This window comes from Streptomyces sp. R28 (assembly GCF_041052385.1).
Classification (GTDB): domain Bacteria; phylum Actinomycetota; class Actinomycetes; order Streptomycetales; family Streptomycetaceae; genus Streptomyces.
This window is the reverse complement of record NZ_CP163439.1, coordinates 4,797,574-4,819,924: the sequence shown is the minus strand read 5'-3', so window position 1 is coordinate 4,819,924 and position 22,351 is coordinate 4,797,574. Positions and strand designations below refer to the sequence as shown.

Below are 22,351 nucleotides of genomic sequence, written 5' to 3'. Positions count from 1 at the left end.
GTCGTACCGCTCTAGACGACTGCAGCGTCGCTCGGCAGGCGCGGTGCGACCGGACCGCTCATCCGGCCCGGCAGGATCGCGCAGTGACCACATTCAGCACAGCGATCCTGATCAAGCGGAACGGGAGAGCTGCTCGCGCACCCACTCAGCAGCGGGGCTGACGTGTGCTCGGCCCGCCACGACCACGGTCGGCACGGTCTCATTGCCGTCGTTGGCCGCCCTCACCGCTGCCGCTCCAGCCGGGTCGCGCCAGATGTCGACCCAGTGCAACTGGCGGGCGTCACGGCCCAACCGGATGCGCAGTCGCAGGCAGTACTTGCACCCCGGCCGCCAGAAGACGACCGGCCGGCCATCGACCGCACTGCGGCGTTCTGCCTCCAGCGCACCGATCGACCTCGGGAAGGGCAGAGGCGAGTTCACGCCTGCGAGCAGCACGAACACCAGCAGGAGTGCCGCGGCGGCGCCTGGGGTCCCGCTGAAGACCAGCTCAGCCGCAAGGGCTGAGCCACAGAGCACAAGCAGCGTCGGCAAGATCCAAGCGCGCATCATGGGGACGAAGGCTATCGATGAGACGGAGGCCATCGATGAGTCGGGATGCTCCTCGATCCAAGCCGCGTTCATCTGTCCAGTGGGCACGGGAGTTCACGGATCCCGCGATTCGGGGCGCAGCCGAAGGCCGCCGAGATCATCGCGGCAAGTCAGGCGAGGGTCAGCCGCCTTGAGAGCGGTCACGTCACCGCGCGCGTCATCGAGGTGCGGTTGCTGCTGGATGCGTACGGCGTGACGGAACAAGAAGTGCGCAGCAAGCTAGAGGAGTTGGCCAAGCACTCCAAGAACCGGGGCTGGTGGATCGAACATGCCGAGCACCTGCGGCCGGACTACGTCGATCACATCGCGTTGGAGGATGACGCGACGTACATCCGCGAGTGGCAGCCGGTGATGGTGCCGGGGCTACTGCAAACTCCGGCCTATGCAGAGGCGGTTATCGCTCACGGCCCCAACTGCATGGAGCCGGAACGGGCCGCCCAGTTGGTGAAGGTCCGTGTGGGCAGGCAGGCGAAGATCGAAGAGGGCGGAGCCTCGTACACGGCCATCCTCTGGGAACCGGTCCTCGCTCAACCGCTGGTGAACGTCGAGACTCACCGCGAGCAGCTGTCCGCGATCCTGGAGATCGGCAAGCGGAAGAACGTCACCGTGCAGGTGCTGCCGTTCAGTGCGGGCATCCTGGCTGGTTACTCCTCCGCCTTGTACTCCTTCAGCTTCGATGAGGAGCCGACGGTCGAAGCGGTCGCCATGGACAATCTGCGAGGCACGTCTGTCCTTGAAGGGGCCGAGGACCTTGCGGCTTACGCCAATGCGTTCGACCTACTGCGATCGTCAGCGTTGACGCCGGACGCGAGCGCGAAGCTCATCCGGGGCGTACTGCGGAGCCTGAAGGAAGACACATCGTGACCGAGGTCGTAAGCCCCTTCTGGAAGTCGTCGTACTCGGGACAGGAGAACGCCTGCGTCGAGGTCGCCGACACCGCCCCCGGCGGCCGCGCCGTCCGTGACAGCAAGCAGCAGGACGGCCCCCTCCTCACCGTCTCCCGCGAGGGCCGGCAGGCCTTCATCCGGCAGTTCGGATAGTCGGGCGGGCGGCGCACGCCAGTAATTACTTGTACCGTACAGGCGTATGCTCGCCTGCATGGTTGAGCACCGCATGATCGACGTGAACGGCATCCGGCTGCACATCGCGGAGGAGGGCGAGGGCCCGCTCGTCGTGCTGCTGCACGGCTTTCCCGAGTCCTGGCACTCCTGGCGCCACCAGTTCGGCCCGCTGGCCGCCGCCGGGTTCCGGGTGGTCGCTCCCGACCAGCGCGGATACGGCCGTAGCGATCACCCGCAGGACGTGGACGCGTACAGCATCCTTCATCTCGTCGGGGACGTGGTCGGGCTGATCCACGCCCTGGGCGAGGAGGAGGCGTTCGTCGTCGGGCACGACTGGGGTGCACCGGTGGCCTGGCACACCGCGCTGCTGCGGCCCGACGTGGTGCGCGGGGTGGCGGGACTGAGCGTGCCGCCGCCGTTCCGCGGGGACCAGCCGCCGCTCCAGGCGATGCAGGAGCGGTTCGGCGGGCGGTTCTACTGGAACTACTTCAACCTGCCCGGCGTCGCCGACGCCGAGTTCTCCCTGGACACGCGCACCGCCCTGCGCAAGTTGTTCTACTCCGCCTCCGGTGACGCTCCCGGCGCAGGCCGCCCCGACCAGGCCCTGGTGGCCGACCCGGAGCGGGGCTGGCTCACGGAGATGACCGACCCCGAGGTGCTGCCGGACTGGCTCACCGAGAAGGACCTGGACGAGCTCACCGAGAGCTACGCCAAGGGCTTCACCGGCGCCCTGAACTGGTACCGCAACCTGGACCGCAACTGGGAGCTCACCGCCGCCTGGCACGGCGCGGTCGTCAGCGTGCCCGCGCTGTACATGTACGGCGACCGCGATCTGGTCCCGGCGTTCCCGGGCACGCCCGAACTCATCGCGAGTCTCCCGGAGTTGATGCCCGCCCTGCGCCGTGAGCCGATCGTGCTGCCGGGCTGCGGCCACTGGACCCAGCAGGAGCGGCCCGCGGAAGTGAACGCCGCGCTGATCGAGTTCCTGACGGAGCTGCGGGGCTGAGACCGGCCCCCGCACGAGTGAGGGGCGCCCGGCCAACGCCGGGCGCCCCTCACTGTCGTACGGGAAACTCATTGCCGTACGGCAAACGCCTACAGCTTCTCGATCACATAGTCGATGCACTTCGTCAGCGCGTCGATGTCCGCCGGGTCGATCGCCGGGAACATCGCCACCCGGAGCTGGTTGCGGCCGAGCTTGCGGTAGGGCTCGGTGTCGACGATGCCGTTGGCGCGCAGCACCTTGGCGACGGCGGCGGCGTCGATCTCGTCCGTGAAGTCGATCGTGCCGATGACCTGGGAGCGCTTGGCCGGGTCGGCGACGAACGGGTTGGCGTACTTGATGTCCTCGGCCCAGCCGTACAGGGTGCGGGCGGAGGTGGCCGTACGGCTGACCGCCCAGTCGAGGCCGCCCTGGCCGTTGATCCACTCCAGCTGCTGGTTCAGCAGGAAGAGGGTGGAGAGGGCGGGGGTGTTGTACGTCTGGTTCTTGCGGGAGTTGTCGATGGCCGTGGGGAGCGAGAAGAACTCCGGGATGTGGCGGCCGGAGGCGTGAATGCGCTCGGCGCGCTCGATGGCGGCCGGGGAGAACACGCCGATCCACAGGCCGCCGTCGGAGGCGAACGACTTCTGCGGGGCGAAGTAGTAGACGTCGGTCTCGGAGACGTCGACCGGCAGGCCGCCGGCGCCGCTCGTCGCGTCCACGAGGACGAGGGCGCCCTCGTCGGCACCGGCCACGCGCTTGATCGGCATGGCGACACCGGTGGAGGTCTCGTTGTGCGTGAAGGCGTACACGTCGACGCCCGCAGCTGCGACCGGTTCGGGGTGCGTGCCCGGGTCGGTGGAGATGACCTCCGGCTCGGCCAGCCACGGGGCGAGCTTGGCGGCCTTGGCGAACTTCGAGCTGAACTCACCGAACGTGAGGTGCTGCGACTTGTTCTCGATCAGGCCGGACGTCGCGATGTCCCAGAACGCGGTGGAGCCACCGTTGCCGAGGACGACCTCGTAGCCCTCGGGCAGCTGGAACAGTTCGGAGATGCCCTCGCGCACCTGGCCGACCAGGTTCTTGACCGGGGCCTGGCGGTGGGAGGTGCCGAGGAGGGAGGTACCGGTCGCGGCCAGCGCGTCCAGCGCTTCCGTCCGCACCTTGGAGGGGCCCGCGCCGAAACGTCCGTCGGCGGGCTTGATGTCAGCGGGAATCTGGATCTCAGCCACGGTGGGAGCGTAGCTGTTTCGGGAAACCTGGGTGAAACCTCGTCCGTCGGGTGAGACGGCGTTTCGGCTGGCGTCGGAGTTGAGGGCTGCCGCCCCCAGACCCCCGCACCGGCCCTGAAGGGGCCTTGTCCTCAGACGGGCTGATGTAGTGGACGTATGTCGGAACTTGAGGCGGAGCTGCGCAAGGTCGTCCGGGGCGAGGTCGGGTTCGATGTCACCTCCCGGGCGCTGGTCACCATGGACGCTTCCAACTACCGGCGAGTCCCCCTGGGTGTGGTCGCACCACATGATGCCGAGGACGTCGCAGCCGTACTGGAGGTGTGCCGCGACCACATGGTGCCGGTCGTGGCACGTGGTGGAGGTACATCCATCGCGGGACAGGCCACTGGCACCGGGGTCGTCCTGGACTTCACCCGCCACATGAACCGGATCGTGTCCCTCGACCCGCAGACCCGCACCGCCGTCGTCCAGCCCGGCCTCGTCCTCGACCGCCTCCAGGACGCCGCCGCCCCGCACGGCCTCCGCTTCGGCCCCGACCCCTCCACCCACAGCCGCTGCACGCTCGGCGGAATGATCGGCAACAACTCGTGCGGCTCGCACTCGGTGGCGTGGGGGACGACCGCGGACAGCGTGCGGGAGCTGGACGTGATCACCGCACGGGGGGAGCGGCTGCGGCTCGGGCAGGAGTGGGCCGGCGCGCCGCGGGGACTCCGGGACCTGGTGGAAGGGGACCTGGCCCGGCTGCGCACCGGCTTCCCCGAACTGCCCCGCCGGATCTCCGGATACGCGCTCGATGCCCTGCTGCCCGAGAAGGGCGCCGATGTCGCCCGTTCCTTCTGCGGGAGCGAGGGCACCCTCGGGATCCTCACCGAGGCGACCGTAGAACTGGTTCAGGCGCCACGCGCGCGTGCGCTCGCCGTGCTGGCGTACGCCGACGAGAGCGCCGCCGCCGAGGCGGCCGCAGGGCTGCTGCCCTACCGGCCGCTGACGGTGGAGGGCATGGCGGAGGACCTCGTGCCGGAGTCGGCGTCCGCCGCGCTGCCCAGGGGCGGTGCCTGGCTGTTCGTGGAGACGGGCGGGGAGTCGGTGGCGGAGGCACGCGCGCGTGCGGAGGCGATCGTGCGGGCCGCCGATGTCGTCGACGCGCTGGTCGTGACCGATCCGACCGGGCAGCGGGCCCTGTGGCGCATCCGGGAGGACGCGAGCGGGACGGCGACCCGGATGCCGGACGGGAGAGAGGCCTGGCCCGGCTGGGAGGACTGTGCGGTGCCGCCGGAGCGGCTCGGGGCATACCTGCGGGACTTCCGCGCGCTGCTGACCGCACACGGGCTGCGCGGCACGCCGTACGGGCACTTCGGGGACGGCTGCATCCACGTCCGTATCGACTTCGACCTGCTGACGGACGCGGGCGTCGGCCGTTTCCGGCACTTCTCCGAGGAGCTCGCCGAGGTCGTCGTCGCGCACGGCGGTTCGCTGTCCGGGGAGCACGGGGACGGGCAGGCACGCGCCGAGCTGCTGCCGAAGATGTACGGCGCCGAGATGGTCGGGCTGTTCGAGCGGGCCAAGGGCGTCTGGGACCCCGACGACCTGCTCAACCCGGGGATGCTGGTGCGCCCGACCCCCCTCGACTCGAACCTCCGCTTCTCCGTCCTGCCCCGCGAGCCGGTGGACGTGGCCTTCGGCTACCCGGCCGACGGCGGCGACTTCTCGGCAGCCGTACGGCGGTGCGTCGGGGTCGCCAAGTGCCGTACGACGGCGGTGGCAGGTTCTGCCGCGGGCTCCGCCGTCATGTGCCCGTCGTTCCGCGCGACCGGCGAGGAGGAGCACTCCACGCGCGGGCGGGCCCGGCTGCTGCACGAGATGCTCGCCGGGGAACTGGTGACCGACGGATGGCGGTCGACGGAGGTGCGGGACGCGCTGGACCTGTGCCTGTCCTGCAAGGGGTGCCGGTCCGACTGCCCGGTCGAGGTCGACATGGCCACGTACAAGGCGGAGTTCCTGCACCACCACTACCAGGGCCGCCGACGCCCGGCCGCGCACTACAGCATGGGCCGACTGCCCCAGTGGCTGCGCGCGGTGGCACGTACGCGTACGGCGTCACTCGCCAACGCGCTGGCCGCCGTAGGGCCCTTGGCCCGGGCGGCGAAACGGCTCGGCGGGATCGCGCCGGAGCGGGCGATCCCGCGGCTGGCGACGCGGACGTTCAGCCAGTGGTGGGAGCGGCGGCGGGAGAAGGCGGATCTCGGGGGCGGCGGGGGTGGCGGGGGTGGCGGGGGTGGCGACCTGGTCGTCCTGTGGCCGGACACCTTCACCGAGCACCTCTCGCCGTCCGTGGGGCAGGCGGCCGTTCGCGTGCTGGAGGCGGCCGGGCTGCGGGTGGCGCTGCCGCCGACGGTGCGGCTGAAGAGGACGCCGGCGGGGGCGGGCGGGACCATGGGGGACGGTCGGACGGCGGGTGCGGGCGAGTCGGTGGGTGACGGTCGGACCGTGGGCGGCGGTACGACCGTGGCGCTGGACCCGGTGTCCCTCCTGCGGGGCCGGGGGCGCGTCTGCTGCGGGTTGACGTACATCTCGACGGGGCAGCTCGACGGCGCCCGCGCCGTGCTGCGGCGCACGCTCGACCTCATGGAGCCGGTGCTGGAGACGGCCGCCCCGGTCGTCGTCCTGGAGCCGAGCTGCGCGGCAGCCCTCCGCGCGGACCTGCCGGAACTGCTGCACGACGATCCGCGGGCCCGCCTCCTGGCCGACCGCGTCCTGACCTTCGCGGAGACGCTGGAGCGACTGGCGCCCGACTGGACGCCGCCCCGCGTGGACCGGCCGACGGTCGGGCAGACCCACTGCCATCAGCACGCGGTGCTGGGGGACACGGCGGACCGCGGACTGCGTGAGGCCGCGGGGCTGACCGGGGAACTGAGCGGCGGGTGTTGCGGTCTCGCGGGCAACTTCGGCTTCGAGAAGGGGCACTTCGAGGTGTCGGTGGCGTGCGCGGAGGAGCAGTTGCTGCCGGCGGTGCGGGAAGCGGGGGAGGGGACCGTGGTGCTGGCGGACGGGTTCTCCTGCCGGACGCAGCTGGAGCAGCTGGCGGGGGTGCGGGGGAGGCATCTGGCGGAGGTGCTGGCGGAGAAGCTGGCGGAGGAGCTGGCGGAGCGGTTGCCGGGGGACCGGGAGTGAGGGACGGTTCCGGGGCGATCGTGAACGGAGTCCGGTGGCAGACCGATCGTGATCGGGGCTCGGATGTAGGCCGATCGTGAGCGAGCGGGCAGCGGGACCGTGAGGCCGCGAGGGGGCGTGCATAGGCTGGAAGATCACCCAGCTTGTCCGGCCCACCCACACACAGCAGCCGACCCCCGACCCCCGACAGGAGCCCACCCATGCCCCTCACCCTCCGGCCCATCACCCGCGACGAGCACCTGGCCTTCGTCGCCTCCCGCCCCTCCGCCAGCCACACGCAGGTCCCGTCCTGGGGCGACGTGAAACCCGACTGGCGGGCGGAGAGTCTGGGGTGGTTCGACGAGGCGGGGCGGCTGGTCGGCGCGGGGCTCGTCCTCTTCCGGCCGCTCCCGAAGCTGAGGCGATACCTGGCCTATCTCCCCGAGGGCCCGCTCATCGACTGGTACGCCCCCGACCTCGGCGAGCGCTGGCTGGAGCCGATGCTCGTCCACCTCAAGCGGCAGGGCGCCTTCTCGGTCAAGATGGGCCCGCCCGTCGTCGTACGCCGCTGGAACACCGAGGCGGTGAAGGCGGCCATCGCCGACCCGGCCGCCCGGCGGCTGCGCGACGCGGAGCCCACGTCGTGCGAGACGCGCGCCCTCGACGTCGCCGACCGGCTGCGGCGGGCCGGCTGGCGGCAGACCGAGCCGGGCAGCGAGGAGGGCTTCGCCGTCGGGCAGCCGCGGTACGTATGCCAAGTGCCGTTCGCGGGGCGGTCGTTGGACGACATCCACCGCGGCCTCAACCAGCAGTGGCGGCGCAATATCAAGAAAGCCGAGAAGGCCGGCGTGAAGGTCGTGCGGGGCGGCTACGAGGACCTGCCCGTCTTCTACGAGCTCTACGCCGAGACCGCCGAGCGCGACCGTTTCATCCCCCGCCCCCTGCCCTACTTCCAGCGGATGTGGACCGCGCTCACCGCCGAGCACCCCGACCGCATGCGGCTCTACCTCGCCCACCACGACGGCGACACCCTCGCCGCCGCCACCATGCTGTCCGTCGGCGACCACGTCTGGTACTCCTACGGCGCCTCCACCAGCCGCAGGCGCGAGGTCCAGCCGAACAACGCGATGCAGTGGCGCATGATGACCGACGCCCACGAACTGGGCGCAGCCGTCTACGACTTCCGCGGCATCACCGACACGCTGGAGGAGTCCAACCACCTGCTGGGCCTGCTGCGGTTCAAGGTGGGCGCGGGCGGAGAGGCCGTCGAGTGTCTGGGGGAGTGGGACTTCCCGCTCAACCGGCTGCTGCACAAGGCGTTGGACCTGTACATGGCGCGGCGGTAGTTCGCCCGCCCCCGGTCGGCCCCTCGCTCCGAATTCACTCGGCCACACTCTGAGACAGCGGCGTAATGGGTTCACACACCTGACCATGTCCAATACCCTGGACCAGGCAGTACAGCACGATGAACAATACGAACCCCCGAGTCGAGCCCTGGAACGCCCGTGAGCACCCCTGAAGCCACCGCAACACCCGCAGCGACCCCCACCCGGCCCGTCCCCGAGCCGATGGTCGGAGCCCCGCGCCGCTGGGGCTCCCTCGGCCCGGTGGGCCTGGTGTTCGCCGGAGGCGTCTCGGTGCAGTTCGGCGGCGCCCTGGCGGTGAGCCTGATGCCGCGGGCCGGTGCGCTCGGTGTGGTGGCGCTACGGCTGCTGGTGGCGGCGGTCGTCCTGCTGCTGGTCTGCCGGCCGCGCCTGCGCGGTCACTCGCGTACCGACTGGGCCACGGTGATCGTCTTCGGTACCACCATGGCCGCGATGAACGGCCTCTTCTACCAGTCGGTCGCCCGTATCCCGCTCGGCCCGGCGGTCACCCTCGAGGTGCTCGGCCCGCTCGCCCTGTCCGTCCTGTCCTCGCGTCGTGCGATCAACGTCCTCTGGGCCGGGCTCGCCCTGGCCGGTGTCTTCCTCCTCGGTGGCGGAGGCTTCGGCAGCCTCGACCCCATTGGTGTCGCCTTTGCCCTGGGGGCCGGCGCCATGTGGGCGGCCTACATAATCTTCAGCGCCCGCACGGGCCGACGCTTCCCACAGGCCGACGGGCTGGCGCTCGCGATGGCCGTGGGCGCCGTGCTCTTCCTCCCCTTGGGCATCGCCGAATCGGGCATGAAGCTCACCGATCCCGTGACCCTCGGACTGGGCGCGGCCGTGGCCATCCTCTCCTCGGTCCTCCCCTACACCCTCGAACTCCTCGCCCTGCGCCGGCTGCCCGCAGCGACCTTCGCCGTCCTGATGAGCCTCGAGCCGGCCCTCGCCGCCACCGCCGGCTTCCTCATCCTCGACCAGGCCCTCTCCGCCCTGCAGGCCCTGGCGATCGCCCTGGTCATCGCGGCAAGCATGGGGGCCGTGCGCACGCAGGTGGGCCGGGGGGACGCGGGTCTGCGGAAGGTGGGGCGGCGGAAGGGTCAGGGGAAGGAGGGTCAGGGGAAGGCGAAAGCCGTTCCGAACGACTAGGCGCGTTCGCGCCCCGGCGCTCGGCGCCCCCGCGGCCGGGGCTAGCGCATCAGCAACCCCTGGATCCCACGGCCGTGATGGACGCGCAGTCGGCGCAGTTCCCACAGACCCACCGCGGTCACCGAGACGGGGCCGCCGAGCGTGAACACGATGCGGACCGGCACCGGCACGCCCGCGTAAGCGTCCGTGAACAGGTCGATCAGCGCCATCTCCCACACCAGCGCCATCGCCAGCAGCGGCGGCATCGCCTCGTGGATGTCGGCGGTGCGGAACACATGGATGAGGGCCAGGCCGATGCCCCAGATGACGAAGGGCAGCACCCACACGAAGGTGAGCGCGATGCCGGTGTAGGTGAGGACGGACATCACCGGGCTGGTGGCGAAACGGCCCTCGACGAAGCCCGTGAGCACGGAGGCCGGGAACACGAAGACCGCGGCCACCAGGGCGACCATCGCGCCGAAGCACTTGGCGCTCCGGCGCAGCAACTCCCGCCGGGCCTCAGGGGAGGCGAGCGCGAGCAGGACACCCACGACGACCGGGAAGGTCACGCACAGCACCAGGACGCTGATCCAGGACTGGTTGAGCCGGTCGTCGGCGACGTCGCTCATCGATTTGGTGATCTTGTATGTGACCGACAGCCACACCATCGCAGCCAGCCCCACATAGGTGCGGATCTTCTGCATGCGGGCCACCACGGGGTCCTCGACGATCCCAGGCCTGGACGGCTTGAAGACCCTGCGCGCGGTGTGGATGGGCCCGATCTTCTGCCACAGCCGCATGAAGGGCCCGGGTGGTGCGGGCGTCGGCGGCACTGGGTACGGCGGGTAGGGCGGATGGGGGTGCGGCGCGTAGGGGTGCGGCGGCGGGTACGACCCGGGCTGCGGTGAAAACGGTCCCGGCTGCTGCGGAAACGGCCCGGGCTGCGGCGGGAACGGCTGTTGCCCGTGCGGGTCGTAGGGCGGCTGCCCGCCCGGGTTCCAGTTGCTCATCGTCGTGCTTCCCCCGATGCGTGACTCACGCGTTGCGTTGCTGATGCGACAGGCGCGACGGCCGAGTGTATTGATCGCGCGTCACATCCACACCCACACCCTTCCCCGCGTGAACACTTCCGAATTAATGCAAGCGTGCTTGCTTGTTTTCTTCTCCACTGCCATGCTCCTCACCACGCCGCACCACCCCGCACACCGCCGTGCCCCGAGGGGAGCGCACCGTGTCCGATCTCAGGCCCGTGTTCGACGATCTGCGCGAGGAGAGCGAGGAACTCGACCGGCTCGTGGCCGAGTTGAGTCCCGAGCAGTGGGCACGGGCGACACCCGCGCCCGGCTGGTGCGTCGCCCACCAGATCGCGCACCTCGCCTGGACGGACCACTCGGCGCTGCTGGCGGTGACCGACGTGGACGCGTTCCACGCACTGGTGGAGAAGGCGCTGGCCACCCCGGGTTCGTTCGTCGACGAGGGGGCCGAGGAGGGGGCCGGTCTCCCGCCGGCCGAGCTGCTGGCGCGGTGGCGGGATGGGCGGGTCGCCCTCGATGCGGCCTTGCGTGAGGCGCCACAGGGCGCCCGCTTCCCCTGGTACGGCCCGCCCATGTCGTCCGCCTCCATGGCGACGGCCCGACTTATGGAGACCTGGGCCCACGGTCTGGACGTCGCCGACGCACTGGGTGTGGTGCGCGCACCTACCGACCGGCTGAAGCATGTGGTGCGGATCGGGGTGCGGACCCGGGACTTCGCCTTCGGCGTGCACGGACTCCCCGCGCCGCTCGAAGAATTCCGCGTCGAACTCGTCTCACCGTCCGGCGAGTTGTGGACCTACGGTCCCGAAGACGCCTCCCAGCGCGTGACCGGCCCCGCTCTCGACTTCTGCCTCCTGGTCACCCAGCGGGCCCACCGCTCCGATCTCGCCCTGCGTGCCGAGGGCGAGGACGCCGACCGCTGGTTCGACATCGCCCAGGTCTTCGCGGGCCCGCCCGGCAAGGGCCGCGTGCCGAAGGGGGCCGCTCAGTGACGCCCACGCCCCGTCCCCTGCGGATCGGCAACGCCTCCGGCTTCTACGGCGACCGTTTCGACGCCATGCGCGAGATGCTCACCGGCGGCGAACTGGACGTCCTGACCGGCGACTACCTCGCCGAACTGACCATGCTGATCCTCGGCCGGGACCGGCTGAAGGACCCCGGCGCCGGATACGCCCGCACCTTCCTGCGGCAGCTGGAGGAGTGCCTGGGGCTCGCGCACGAGCGGGGCGTCCGGATCGTCGCCAACGCGGGCGGTCTCAATCCGGACGGACTGGCAGACGCCGTACGGCAGTTGGCCGATCGCCTGGGCATCCCCGTCCGGGTCGCCCATGTCGAGGGTGACGACCTCACCGCCGCCACCCCGGGCAGCCTCGCCGCCCACGCCTACCTCGGCGGCTTCGGCATCGCCGCCTGCCTGCGAGAGGGCGCGGACATCGTGGTCACCGGGCGGGTGACGGACGCCGCCCTGGTCACGGGGCCCGCCGCCGCCCACTTCGGGTGGGGGCCGGGGGAGTACGACCGGCTCGCGGGCGCGGTCGTCGCCGGGCATGTGCTGGAGTGCGGGGCGCAGGCGACCGGCGGCAACTACGCCTTCTTCCACGAGGAGGGGCGCGACCTCCGTCGCCCCGGCTTCCCACTGGCCGAGCTCCACGGGGACGGCACCAGCGTCATCACCAAGCACCCCGGCACGGGCGGCTTCGTCGACGTCGGCACGGTGACGGCCCAGCTGCTGTACGAGACGGCGGGTGCCCGGTACGCGGGGCCGGATGTCACCACCCGCCTCGACACCGTACGGCTGCTGCAGGACGGGCCGGATCGCGTCCGCATCGAGGGCGTACGGGGCGAGGCGCCGCCCCCGACGCTGAAGGTCGGCGTCAACCGCCTCGGCGGCTTCCGGAACGAGGTCGCCTTCGTGCTCACCGGCCTCGACATCGAGGCCAAGGCCGCTCTCGTGCGCGAGCAGATGACGGACGCGTTCGCCAAGTCGCCGCCCGCCGAAGTCCGTTGGGAGCTCGTCCGCACCGACCGGCCCGACGCCCCGACCGAGGAGATGGCGAGCGCGCTGCTGCGGCTGGTCGTACGCGACGCGGACCAAGCGGTCGTCGGACGGGCGCTGAGCGGGGCCGCCGTGGAGCTGGCGCTCGCCAGTTACCCCGGCTTCCATGTGCTCGCACCACCCGGAAAGGGCTCGCCCTATGGGGTCTTCGAGGATGTGTACGTCCCCCATGGTGCCGTCGACCATGTGGCCGTCCTCCACGACGGACGCCGGGTTCCTGTGCCGCCGGCCCACATACCGCCGGCCCACATACCGCCGGCCCACGTACCGCCGGCCCACGACACGGCCGGACTCGACGATGTACCGGAGCCGCCCCTACCGGAGCCCCTACCGGAGCCGCTGCCACCCGCGCCCACGAAGCGCGCCCCCCTCGGCCTCGTCGCCGGCGCCCGCAGCGGGGACAAAGGCGGGAACGCCAATGTCGGTGTCTGGGTTCGGACGGACGACGCCTGGCGCTGGCTCGCGCATGAGCTCACGGCCGACAGATTCCGGCAGCTGATCCCGGAAGCCGGGCAGCTGAAGGTCACCCGGCACCCGCTTCCCCACCTCCGCGCCCTCAACTTCGTAGTCGAAGGGATCCTCGGCGAGGGCGTCGCCGCCCAGCACCGCTTCGACCCACAGGCCAAGGCCCTCGGCGAATGGCTGCGCAGCCGCCACCTCGACATCCCGGAGATCCTCCTGTGACGACCCTCGCCTCTTCCCTGGACACGAAGAGCCCCGACTACGCGGCCAACCGCGAGACCATGCTCGCCAAGCTCGCCGACCTCGACGCCGAGCACGCCAAGGCCCTCGCGGGCGGCGGGCAGAAGTACGTCGAACGGCATCGGGGGCGCGGCAAGCTCCTCGCGCGCGAGCGCATCGAGCTGCTCCTCGACCCCGACACGCCGTTCCTGGAGCTGTCGCCGCTGGCCGCCTGGGGCAGCGACTACACGGTCGGCGCGTCCCTCGTCACCGGCATCGGGGTCGTCGAGGGCGTGGAGTGCCTGATCACCGCCAACGACCCGACCGTGCGCGGGGGAGCGAGCAATCCCTGGTCGCTGAAGAAGGCCCTGCGCGCGAACGACATCGCCCTCGCCAACCGGCTGCCGGTCATCAACCTCGTCGAGTCGGGCGGTGCCGACCTGCCGTCCCAGAAGGAGATCTTCATCCCCGGAGGCGCCATCTTCCGGGACCTGACACGGCTGTCGGCGGCCGGGATCCCCACCGTCGCGGTCGTCTTCGGCAACTCGACCGCAGGCGGCGCGTACGTCCCCGGCATGTCCGACCACGTGATCATGGTCAAGGAGCGCGCCAAGGTGTTCCTCGGCGGTCCGCCCCTGGTGAAGATGGCGACCGGCGAGGAGAGCGACGACGAGTCGCTGGGCGGCGCGCAGATGCACGCGCGCGTGTCGGGTCTCGCCGACTACTTCGCGGCCGACGAGCCGGACGCGTTGCGGCAGGCACGTCGCGTGGTCGCCCGCCTCAACCACCGCAAGGCGTACGGCGATCCGGGCCCCGCCGAAGCCCCCAAGTACTCCGCCGACGAACTCCTCGGCATCGTCCCCGGCGACCTCAAGACCCCCTTCGACCCGCGCGAGGTCATCGCCCGCATCGTCGACGCCTCGGACTTCGACGAGTTCAAGCCGATGTACGGCACGAGCCTGACCACCGGCTGGGCGGCCCTCCACAGCTATCCGATCGGCGTGCTGGCGAACGCCCAGGGGGTCCTGTTCAGCGAGGAGTCCCAGAAGGCCGCCCAGTTCATCCAGCTCGCCAACCAGCGCGACATCCCGCTGCTGTTCCTGCACAACACCACCGGCTACATGGTGGGCAGCCAGTACGAGCAGGGCGGCATCATCAAGCACGGCGCCATGATGATCAACGCGGTCAGCAACAGCCGCGTGCCCCATCTCTCCGTCCTCATGGGTGCGTCCTACGGCGCCGGCCACTACGGCATGTGCGGCCGCGCCTACGACCCCCGCTTCCTCTTCGCCTGGCCCAGCGCCAAGTCGGCCGTCATGGGCCCCCAGCAGCTCGCCGGCGTGCTCTCGATCGTGGCCCGGCAGTCGGCGGCCGCGAAGGGCCATCCGTACGACGAGGAGGCGGACGCCGCCCTGCGCGCCATGGTGGAGCAGCAGATCGAGTCGGAGTCGCTGCCGATGTTCCTGTCAGGGCGGCTGTACGACGACGGCGTCATAGATCCGCGCGACACCCGAACCGTCCTTGGTATGTGCCTGTCCGCCATTCACACGGCGCCCTATGAGGGCGCGCGCGGCGGCTTCGGCGTCTTCCGGATGTGAGGGATCCAGTGACCGATGCTGTGAGGGCACCTTCAGTGACAACTTCAGCAACAACGTCAACACCAACGTCAGCGACAACTTCAGCGACCAGCTCAGCGACAACTTCGGCGATCACCTCTCTGCTCGTCGCCAACCGGGGCGAGATCGCCTGCCGCATCTTCCGCACCTGCCGTGAGTGGGGAATCCGGACGGTCGCCGTGCACTCGGACGCCGACGAGAACGCCCTCCACGCGCGCGTGGCCGACACGGCGGTACGGCTGCCGGGGGCGGCGCCCTCCGCCACGTACCTGGACGGCGACCTGATCGTGAAGGCGGCCGTGGCCTCCGGCGCGGACGCCGTGCACCCCGGCTACGGCTTCCTCTCCGAGAACGCCGACTTCGCGCGCGCCGTCCTCGACGCGGGGCTGGTCTGGATCGGCCCGCCGCCGGAGGCGATCGAGGCGATGGCGTCCAAGACGCGGGCGAAACGGATGATGGGGCCGGCCCCCCTGGGCGAGGTGACCGAGACCGACCTGCCCGTGCTGGTGAAGGCGGCCGCGGGCGGCGGCGGGCGCGGCATGCGTGTCGTGCGCCGCCTGGAGGAGCTGACCGCCGCCCTGGAGAGCGCGCGCACCGAGGCCGCGAGCGCCTTCGGCGACGGTGAGGTGTTCGTCGAGCCGTACGTGGAGAACGGCCGCCACGTCGAGGTGCAGATCCTCGCCGACACACACGGCACGGTCTGGGCCCTCGGCACCCGCGACTGCTCCCTCCAGCGCCGCCACCAGAAGGTCATCGAGGAGGCCCCGGCGCCCGGACTGTCCGCGGGGCTCGCGCAGGAGTTGCGCGCCCTGTCCGTACGCGCCGCGCGTGCCGTGGACTACGTGGGTGCCGGCACGGTCGAGTTCCTCGTCGCCGACGGCAAGCCCCACTTCCTGGAGATGAACACCCGCCTCCAGGTCGAACACCCCGTGACGGAAGCCGTGCACGGCATCGACCTGGTCGCCCTCCAGATCCAGGTGGCCGAGGGCCACGCCCTGGAAGCCGAGCCCCCACGCGCGCGTGGCCACGCGGTCGAGGCCCGCCTCTACGCCGAGGACCCGGCCCAGGACTGGGCCCCGCAGACCGGCACCCTGCACCGTTTCGCCGTACCCGAGGGCGTCCGGCTGGACACCGGCTTCGCCGACGGCGACGACATCGGCGTCCACTACGACCCGATGCTCGCCAAGCTCGTCGCCCACGCCCCCACGCGCGCGGGCGCGATCCGCAAACTCGCCGGCGCCCTGGAACGGGCGACGCTCCACGGCCCGGTCACCAACCGCGACCTCCTGGTCCGCTCACTGCGGCACGAGGAGTTCACGTCGGCCGAGATGGACACCGGCTTCTACGACCGCCACCTGACCGACCTGACCGAGCCGGCCCCCGACCCGCACGCCCCCCTGGCCGCGGCCCTGTCCGACGCCCACGGCCGCTCCCGCTTCGGCGGCTGGCGCAACGTGCCCTCCCAGCCGCAGGCCAGGCGCTACGCGAGGGCGGGTGAGGAGATCGAGGTCCACTACCGGCACACGCGGGAGGGCCTCGTCGCCGACGGCGTCCGGGTCGTACACGCGGACGCCCGTCTGGTCGTACTCGAAGTGGACGGCGTACGAAGGAAGTTCGACGTCGCCAGGTACGGCGACGAGATCCACGTCAACGCCACGCGCCTCACCGCGCTGCCCCGTTTCCCGGACCCGGCCGCGCAGCACACCCCCGGGTCCCTCCTCGCCCCCATGCCGGGGACAGTCGTCCGCGTCGCCGACGGCCTGACCGTAGGAGCGGCCGTACGGGCCGGAGAGCCCCTGCTGTGGCTGGAGGCGATGAAGATGCAGCACAAGATCGCAGCGCCCGTCTCAGGGACGCTGAGCGCCTTGCACGCCGTGCTCGGCCGGCAGGTGGAGGTCGGCGCGTTGCTGGCCGTCGTGGAGGAGGACCAGTGAGCGCCATCATCGAAACGGACGAGCACCGAGCCCTGCGCGCCGCCGTCGCCCAGCTGGGAAAGCGGTACGGACGCGACTACATCACCAGGATCGTCGGTGAGGGCCGCCACCCCGGGGAACTCTGGTCCGAGGCCGCGAAACTCGGCTACCTGGGCGTCAACCTCCCCGAGGAGTACGGCGGCGGAGGCGGCGGAATCGCCGAACTCTCCCTCGTCCTCGAAGAACTCGGCGCGGCAGGCTGCCCCCTCCTCATGATGGTCGTCTCCCCGGCGATCTGCGGCACAGTGATCGCCCGCTTCGGCACCGACGCCCAGAAGCAGCACTGGCTCCCCGGCCTCGCCGACGGCACCCGCACCATGGCCTTCGGCATCACCGAACCCGACGCCGGCTCCAACAGCCACCGCATCACCACCACGGCCCGCCGCGACCCGGACACCGGCGACTGGCTGCTCACCGGCCGCAAGGTCTTCATCTCCGGCGTCGACACAGCCGACGCCACCCTCATAGTCGGCCGCACCGAAGACGCCCGCACCGGCAGCCTCAAGCCCTGCCTCTTCATCGTCCCGCGCGACGCGGAAGGCTTCACACGCCACCGCATCGACATGGAACTCGCCGCCGCCGAGAAGCAGTTCGAGCTGACCCTCGACGACGTACGGCTCCCCGCCGACGCGCTCGTCGGCGACGAGGACGCGGGCCTCCTCCAGCTCTTCGCCGGCCTCAACCCCGAACGCGTCATGACGGCCGCCTTCGCGATCGGCATGGGACGGTACGCCCTCGCGCGTGCCGTCGAGTACGCGCGCGACCGCACCGTCTGGAAGGCCCCCATCGGCGCCCACCAGGCCATCGCCCACCCCCTCGCCCAGGCGCACATCGACCTCGAACTGGCCCGCCTGATGATGCAGAAGGCCGCCCACCTGTACGACGCCGGAGACGACGTGGGCGCCGGCGAGGCCGCCAACATGGCGAAGTACGCCGCCGGGGAGGCCTGCGTGAAGGCGGTCGACCAGGCCGTGCACACCCTCGGCGGAAACGGCCTCACCCGCGAATTCGGACTGGCCTCGTTGATAACCGCCGCGCGCGTGTCTCGTATTGCTCCGGTGAGCCGGGAGATGATTCTCAACTACGTCTCCCACCAGACTCTTGGCCTGCCCAAGTCGTACTGACGGCATCCGTACGGCACCGTGTCGCGAGGAGGAACCGTGTTCCGCAGCGAGTACGCAGACGTCCCGGCCGTAGAACTCCCCATCCACGAAGCCGTACTGGGCCGGGCCGCCGTATTCGGTGACGCACCCGCGCTCATCGACGGCACGGACGGCACCACCCTCACGTACGAACAGCTCGACCGCTTCCACCGGCGCATCGCCGCCGGCCTCGCCGAGGCGGGCGTCCGCAAGGGAGACGTCCTCGCCCTGCACAGCCCCAACACCGTCGCCTTCCCGACCGCCTTCTACGCGGCCACGCGCGCGGGTGCCTCCGTCACCACCGTGCATCCGCTCGCCACGCCCGAGGAGTTCGCCAAGCAGCTGAAGGACTCGGCGGCCCGCTGGATCGTCACCGTCTCGCCGCTGCTCCAGGCGGCACGCCGGGCCGCCGAACTCTCCGGCGGGGTCCGGGAGATCTTCGTCTGCGACAGCGCACCCGGACACCGCTCACTCGTCGACATGCTGGCGTCCGCGGCCCCCGAACCGCAGACCGACATCGACCCCGTGACGGACGTCGCGGCCCTGCCGTACTCGTCGGGCACCACCGGCATACCCAAGGGCGTGATGCTCACCCACCGGCAGATCGCCACCAACCTCGCCCAGCTCGAATCCGTCATCCCGGCCGGCCCCGGCGACCGCATCCTCGCCGTGCTGCCCTTCTTCCACATCTACGGCCTGACCGCCCTGATGAACGCGCCCCTGAGGCTGGGCGCGACGGTCGTCGTCCTGCCCCGCTTCGACCTGGAGACCTTCCTCGCGGCGATCCAGAACCACCGCATCACCGGCCTGTACGTGGCCCCGCCGATCGTCCTCGCCCTCGCCAAGCACCCGCTGGTCGCGCAGTACGACCTGTCGTCGCTGAAGTACATCGTCAGCGCCGCCGCGCCCCTGGACGCGAAGCTCGCGGCCGCCTGCTCGCAGCGCCTGGGCCTGCCGCCGGTCGGCCAGGCGTACGGCATGACGGAACTGTCCCCCGGCACCCACGTCGTCCCCCTGGACGCCATGAACGACGCGCCCGCCGGAACCGTCGGCAGGCTCATCGCCGGCACCGAGATGCGCATCGTCTCCCTCGACGACCCCGACAAGGACCTCGGCATCGGCGAGTCCGGCGAGATCCTCATCCGCGGCCCCCAGGTCATGAAGGGCTACCTCGGCCGCCCCGACGCCACCGCCGCGATGATCGACCCCGACGGCTGGCTGCACACCGGCGACGTCGGCCATGTCGACGCCGACGGCTGGCTGTTCGTCGTCGACCGCGTCAAGGAACTCATCAAGTACAAGGGCTTCCAGGTGGCCCCCGCCGAACTGGAGGCACTCCTGCTCACCCACCCCGGCATCGCGGACGCGGCGGTGATCGGCGTCTACAACGACGACGGCAACGAAGTCCCGCACGCCTACGTGGTCCGCCAGCCGTCCGCCGCCGACCTCTCCGAAGGAGAGGTCATGATGTACGTCGCCGAACGCGTCGCCCCCTACAAGCGCGTCCGCCAGGTCACCTACATCGACGGAGTCCCGCGAGCCGCCTCCGGCAAGATCCTGCGCCGCGAGCTGCGGGCACTCAAGGAGGCCACATGACACTGATCGGCCGTACACGCGCGCGTGCCGTGGAGACCCTCGCCCTGGACTCCCCGGACAACCGCAACGCGCTCTCGGCGGCGCTGGTGGGCGAGCTGACCGACGCGCTGACGGACTGCGCCAAGGACGCCGGCGTACGCGCCATCGTCCTCACCCACACCGGCAACACCTTCTGCGCGGGCGCCGACCTGCGCGACCCCCCGCCCCCCGACGGACTGGTGGCGCTGCTCCGGCAGATCGTGGAACTGCCCAAACCCGTGGTCGCCCGGGTCAACGGCCACGTGCGCGCGGGCGGCCTGGGCCTGCTCGCCGCCTGCGACATATCGGCAGCGTCGCGGGAAGCCACCTTCGCCTTCACGGAGGTCCGCATCGGAGTGGCCCCGGCGGTCATCTCCCTCCCGCTCCTGCCCCGCACCGACCCCCGCGCCCTGGCCCGCTACTACCTCACCGGCGAACGCTTCACCGCGCCGGAGGCCGCCCGCATGGGCCTGCTCACGGCGGAGGGCGAGGACGTCGACGAGACGCTGGCCCCCGTCCTGGACGGTCTGCGCCGCGCCTCCCCCCAGGCCCTGGCCGAGACGAAGGCGCTGCTCACGGCTAGGGTGCTGGAGACCTTCGACCGGGACGCGGCCGACCTGACCGCGCTCTCGGCCCGGCTGTTCTCCTGCGCGCAGGCCCGCGAGGGGATGACGGCCTTCCTCGAAAGACGGGATCCCGAATGGGTGGTGTGAGCACAGCCGGCGACCGCGTGGACCGCGTCCCCAAACAGGACCGCAGCCGGGCCACCCGGCAACGGCTCCTGGAAGCCGCCGTGGCCTGCCTCGCCGAGCACGGCTGGGCGGGCTCCACGGTCTCCGTCGTCGCCGAACGCGCCGGAGTCTCCCGCGGCGCCGCCCAGCACCACTTCCCGACCCGCGAGGACCTCTTCACCGCGGCGGTCGAGTACGTCGCCGAGGAACGCTCCCTCGCCCTGCGCGCCCTGTTCCCGCAGGGTGCCGCGGGCGACCGGCGCGCGGTCGTGTCCGCCCTCGTCGACCTCTACACCGGCCCGCTCTTCCGCGCCGCCCTGCACCTGTGGGTGGCCGCGTCGAACGAGGAGCAGCTGCGCCCGAGGGTCACCGAACTGGAGGCCCGGGTGGGCCGGGAGACCCACCACATCGCGGTGGACCTGCTGGGCGCGGACGAGTCCCGCCCCGGCGTACGCGAAACGGTCCAGGGCCTCCTCGACATGGCCCGCGGCCTGGGCCTGGCCAACCTCCTCACGGACGACGCCGCCCGCCGGGAGAGGGTGGTGGCGCAGTGGGCGGTGTTGCTGGAAGGAGCGCTGGGCTGAGGCGCTGGGCTGAGGCGCCGGGCCGAGGCGTTGTGCTGAGGCGCCGGGCTGAGGCGTTGTCAGTGGTGGGGCTTACGGTTCGGGCATGGGGGACACTTTTCAGACGATCGTCGACCTCGACGCGCCGCCGCAGGACGCGCCACGCCTCGCGGAGCGCGTGATCGAGTGGCTGGTCGCCGAGGGCATCGTGCTCGCACAAGCCGAGCCGGGCTGGGCGCTGGGAGACGACCCGGCCCACCCGCCCGGCCCCGACTGGCACAAGGCGGTGGCCCACGCCCGCTGGGGCGCGCCGGAGGGCCTCGTCGTCCACACCGGACACCAGGTCTTCTACAGCACCCACGTCACGGCGAACACGGTGACCTGTCCGCGCTGCGGGCAGACCACGACCGTGGAGGGCGAGGTCACGCCGCGCTTCGGTACCGCCATGAACGCCTGGTACGAGACGGGTGCCGCCGACGTCGACTGTCCCGGCTGCGCCGGATCCGTCCCCCTGCCCGCCTGGAGATGGGCCGACCACGCCTACGCCTTCGCCCACCTCGGCTTCAAGTTCTGGAACTGGCCCGCTCTCAGCGACGAGTTCCGGGCCCGCACAGCCCGGTTCCTGGAGGGCCACGACACCGCGTTGCTCATGGGCAAGATCTGACGGCCCCACCGCTCACGGACTGAGCCGCTCCACCCGCCAGCTCCCGTCCTGCTCCGCCACATACCGCAGCCGGTCGTGCAGCCGGTTCTCCCGGCCCTGCCAGAACTCCACCGCCTGCGGCGCCACCCGGAAACCACCCCAGTGCGGCGGCACCGGCACCTGCTCCCCCTCGGGATAGCGCGCGGCCAGCTCGGCGTACGAGGCGTCGAGGTCGGCGCGCGTGGCGACGACCGTGGACTGGGCGCTGGCCCAGGCGCCGAGCTGGGAGCCGTGCGGGCGGGTGCGGAAGTACGCGGCCGTCTCGTCGCGACCGGTGCGCCGCGCCACGCCCGTGACGATGACCTGGCGGGCCATCGGATGCCAGGGGAACAGGAGCGAGATGTACGGGTTCTCGGCGAGGTCGCGGGCCTTGCGGGAGTCGTAGTTGGTGTAGAAGACGAAGCCCTGCTCGTCGAACTGCTTCAGCAGCACCGTGCGGGAGCTGGGCCGCCCCTCGCCGTCCGCCGTGGAGACGATCATCGCGTTCGGCTCGAAGAGGTGGGCCTGTGCCGCGGCCTGCTTGAACCAGCGCGCGAACTGTTCCACCGGAGTGGCTGCCAGGTCGGCCTCGGCGAGGCCCTCGGCCCGGTAGTGCTTGCGCATGGCGGCGGGGTCGGGGACGGGCTCGGCGGGATCGAGGGGCACGGCGTCTCGGTCGGTCACGCGGTCATCTTGCCGTATGCGGCGGGCGCCGTCCGGTACGGTGTCGTTTCCTCCTGGCATGGCACTGAGTGCC

19 protein-coding genes are annotated in these 22,351 nt (G+C 71.3%); 15 read left to right on the top strand and 4 right to left on the bottom strand.

Annotated features, from left to right (window positions below; genetic code table 11):
* Positions 1–111: 111 nt before the first annotated feature.
* Positions 112–549 (bottom strand): glutaredoxin domain-containing protein, encoded by a 438-nt coding sequence (locus AB5J49_RS21220; protein WP_369170196.1) that lies wholly within the window; start codon positions 547–549, stop codon positions 112–114.
* A 45-nt stretch (positions 550–594) separates the two neighbouring features.
* On the opposite strand from AB5J49_RS21220, the gene AB5J49_RS21215 reads away from it, so the two are divergent.
* Genes AB5J49_RS21215 through AB5J49_RS21205 form a run of 3 tightly spaced genes read left to right on the top strand, consistent with a single transcriptional unit; the run spans position 595 to position 2,655 of the window.
* Positions 595–1,452 carry a DUF5753 domain-containing protein gene (locus AB5J49_RS21215; protein ID WP_369170195.1) on the top strand — a complete coding sequence of 286 codons (858 nt, stop codon included), beginning with the start codon at positions 595–597 and terminating at the stop codon, positions 1,450–1,452.
* Entirely contained in the window at positions 1,449–1,628 is a 180-nt protein-coding gene (locus tag AB5J49_RS21210) for a DUF397 domain-containing protein (RefSeq protein WP_369170194.1), read from the top strand. Before AB5J49_RS21215 ends, AB5J49_RS21210 begins: the two co-directional genes overlap by 4 nt.
* 58 nt (positions 1,629–1,686) lie before the next feature.
* Positions 1,687–2,655, top strand: coding sequence for an alpha/beta fold hydrolase (locus tag AB5J49_RS21205; RefSeq protein WP_369170193.1), 969 nt, complete (start codon positions 1,687–1,689; stop codon positions 2,653–2,655).
* 89 nt (positions 2,656–2,744) lie between these two features.
* Here AB5J49_RS21205 and serC read toward each other — a convergent pair whose 3' ends face one another.
* Positions 2,745–3,863, bottom strand: coding sequence for a phosphoserine transaminase (gene serC / locus AB5J49_RS21200; protein WP_369170192.1), 1,119 nt, complete (start codon positions 3,861–3,863; stop codon positions 2,745–2,747).
* A 156-nt stretch (positions 3,864–4,019) separates the two neighbouring features.
* Between serC and AB5J49_RS21195 the strand changes: the two genes are divergently transcribed.
* From AB5J49_RS21195 to AB5J49_RS21185, 3 genes are all read left to right on the top strand, one after another.
* Positions 4,020–7,034, top strand: a complete 3,015-nt coding sequence (locus tag AB5J49_RS21195; protein ID WP_369170191.1) for an FAD-binding and (Fe-S)-binding domain-containing protein — start codon at positions 4,020–4,022, stop codon at positions 7,032–7,034.
* A gap of 200 nt (positions 7,035–7,234) precedes the next feature.
* Positions 7,235–8,359 (top strand): lipid II:glycine glycyltransferase FemX, encoded by a 1,125-nt coding sequence (locus AB5J49_RS21190; RefSeq protein ID WP_369170190.1) that lies wholly within the window; start codon positions 7,235–7,237, stop codon positions 8,357–8,359.
* A 159-nt stretch (positions 8,360–8,518) separates the two neighbouring features.
* A complete protein-coding gene (locus tag AB5J49_RS21185; RefSeq protein WP_369170189.1) occupies positions 8,519–9,523 on the top strand; it encodes a DMT family transporter in 1,005 nt (334 codons plus the stop codon).
* A 41-nt stretch (positions 9,524–9,564) separates the two neighbouring features.
* On the opposite strand, the gene AB5J49_RS21180 is transcribed toward AB5J49_RS21185, so the two are convergent.
* Positions 9,565–10,512, bottom strand: coding sequence for a hypothetical protein (locus tag AB5J49_RS21180; RefSeq protein ID WP_369170188.1), 948 nt, complete (start codon positions 10,510–10,512; stop codon positions 9,565–9,567).
* A 221-nt stretch (positions 10,513–10,733) separates the two neighbouring features.
* On the opposite strand from AB5J49_RS21180, the gene AB5J49_RS21175 reads away from it, so the two are divergent.
* The 9 genes from AB5J49_RS21175 (at position 10,734) to AB5J49_RS21135 (ending at position 21,576) form a co-directional block, all read left to right on the top strand.
* Positions 10,734–11,528: a TIGR03084 family metal-binding protein gene (locus tag AB5J49_RS21175; protein WP_369170187.1), complete on the top strand. Its 795-nt coding sequence runs from the start codon at positions 10,734–10,736 to the stop codon at positions 11,526–11,528.
* Positions 11,525–13,276 carry an acyclic terpene utilization AtuA family protein gene (locus tag AB5J49_RS21170; protein WP_369170186.1) on the top strand — a complete coding sequence of 584 codons (1,752 nt, stop codon included), beginning with the start codon at positions 11,525–11,527 and terminating at the stop codon, positions 13,274–13,276. Before AB5J49_RS21175 ends, AB5J49_RS21170 begins: the two co-directional genes overlap by 4 nt.
* Complete coding sequence (locus AB5J49_RS21165; RefSeq protein WP_369170185.1) at positions 13,273–14,871, top strand: acyl-CoA carboxylase subunit beta; 1,599 nt, start codon at positions 13,273–13,275, stop codon at positions 14,869–14,871. Before AB5J49_RS21170 ends, AB5J49_RS21165 begins: the two co-directional genes overlap by 4 nt.
* 110 nt (positions 14,872–14,981) lie before the next feature.
* Entirely contained in the window at positions 14,982–16,823 is a 1,842-nt protein-coding gene (locus AB5J49_RS21160) for a biotin carboxylase N-terminal domain-containing protein (protein ID WP_369175210.1), read from the top strand.
* Positions 16,820–17,986, top strand: coding sequence for an acyl-CoA dehydrogenase family protein (locus AB5J49_RS21155; protein WP_369170184.1), 1,167 nt, complete (start codon positions 16,820–16,822; stop codon positions 17,984–17,986). Before AB5J49_RS21160 ends, AB5J49_RS21155 begins: the two co-directional genes overlap by 4 nt.
* A gap of 36 nt (positions 17,987–18,022) precedes the next feature.
* Positions 18,023–19,600, top strand: a complete 1,578-nt coding sequence (locus AB5J49_RS21150) for a 4-coumarate--CoA ligase family protein (RefSeq protein ID WP_369170183.1) — start codon at positions 18,023–18,025, stop codon at positions 19,598–19,600.
* Complete coding sequence (locus tag AB5J49_RS21145; RefSeq protein WP_369170182.1) at positions 19,597–20,331, top strand: enoyl-CoA hydratase family protein; 735 nt, start codon at positions 19,597–19,599, stop codon at positions 20,329–20,331. Before AB5J49_RS21150 ends, AB5J49_RS21145 begins: the two co-directional genes overlap by 4 nt.
* The gene (locus tag AB5J49_RS21140; protein ID WP_369170181.1) at positions 20,319–20,933 is read left to right on the top strand and encodes a TetR/AcrR family transcriptional regulator; all 615 of its coding nucleotides are present in this window, start codon (positions 20,319–20,321) and stop codon (positions 20,931–20,933) included. Before AB5J49_RS21145 ends, AB5J49_RS21140 begins: the two co-directional genes overlap by 13 nt.
* Before the next feature lie 85 nt (positions 20,934–21,018).
* On the top strand, positions 21,019–21,576 hold the full coding sequence (locus AB5J49_RS21135; protein ID WP_369170180.1) for a hypothetical protein: 558 nt from the start codon (positions 21,019–21,021) through the stop codon (positions 21,574–21,576).
* Between the two features lie 12 nt (positions 21,577–21,588).
* On the opposite strand, the gene pdxH is transcribed toward AB5J49_RS21135, so the two are convergent.
* Positions 21,589–22,278, bottom strand: coding sequence for a pyridoxamine 5'-phosphate oxidase (gene pdxH / locus AB5J49_RS21130; RefSeq protein ID WP_369170179.1), 690 nt, complete (start codon positions 22,276–22,278; stop codon positions 21,589–21,591).
* Positions 22,279–22,351 lie beyond the last annotated feature (73 nt).

Bases quoted from the DNA above. Each gene is read 5' to 3' on its own strand.
- AB5J49_RS21140 (WP_369170181.1), top strand. From the start codon at position 20,319: ATGGGTGGTGTGAGCACAGCCGGCGACCGCGTGGACCGCGTCCCCAAA.
- AB5J49_RS21190 (WP_369170190.1), top strand. From the start codon at position 7,235: ATGCCCCTCACCCTCCGGCCCATCACCCGCGACGAGCACCTGGCCTTC.
- AB5J49_RS21205 (WP_369170193.1), top strand. From the start codon at position 1,687: ATGGTTGAGCACCGCATGATCGACGTGAACGGCATCCGGCTGCACATC.
- AB5J49_RS21135 (WP_369170180.1), top strand. From the start codon at position 21,019: ATGGGGGACACTTTTCAGACGATCGTCGACCTCGACGCGCCGCCGCAG.
- AB5J49_RS21215 (WP_369170195.1), top strand. From the start codon at position 595: ATGCTCCTCGATCCAAGCCGCGTTCATCTGTCCAGTGGGCACGGGAGT.
- AB5J49_RS21145 (WP_369170182.1), top strand. From the start codon at position 19,597: ATGACACTGATCGGCCGTACACGCGCGCGTGCCGTGGAGACCCTCGCC.
- AB5J49_RS21180 (WP_369170188.1), bottom strand. From the start codon at position 10,512: ATGAGCAACTGGAACCCGGGCGGGCAGCCGCCCTACGACCCGCACGGG.
- AB5J49_RS21220 (WP_369170196.1), bottom strand. From the start codon at position 549: ATGATGCGCGCTTGGATCTTGCCGACGCTGCTTGTGCTCTGTGGCTCA.
- AB5J49_RS21195 (WP_369170191.1), top strand. From the start codon at position 4,020: ATGTCGGAACTTGAGGCGGAGCTGCGCAAGGTCGTCCGGGGCGAGGTC.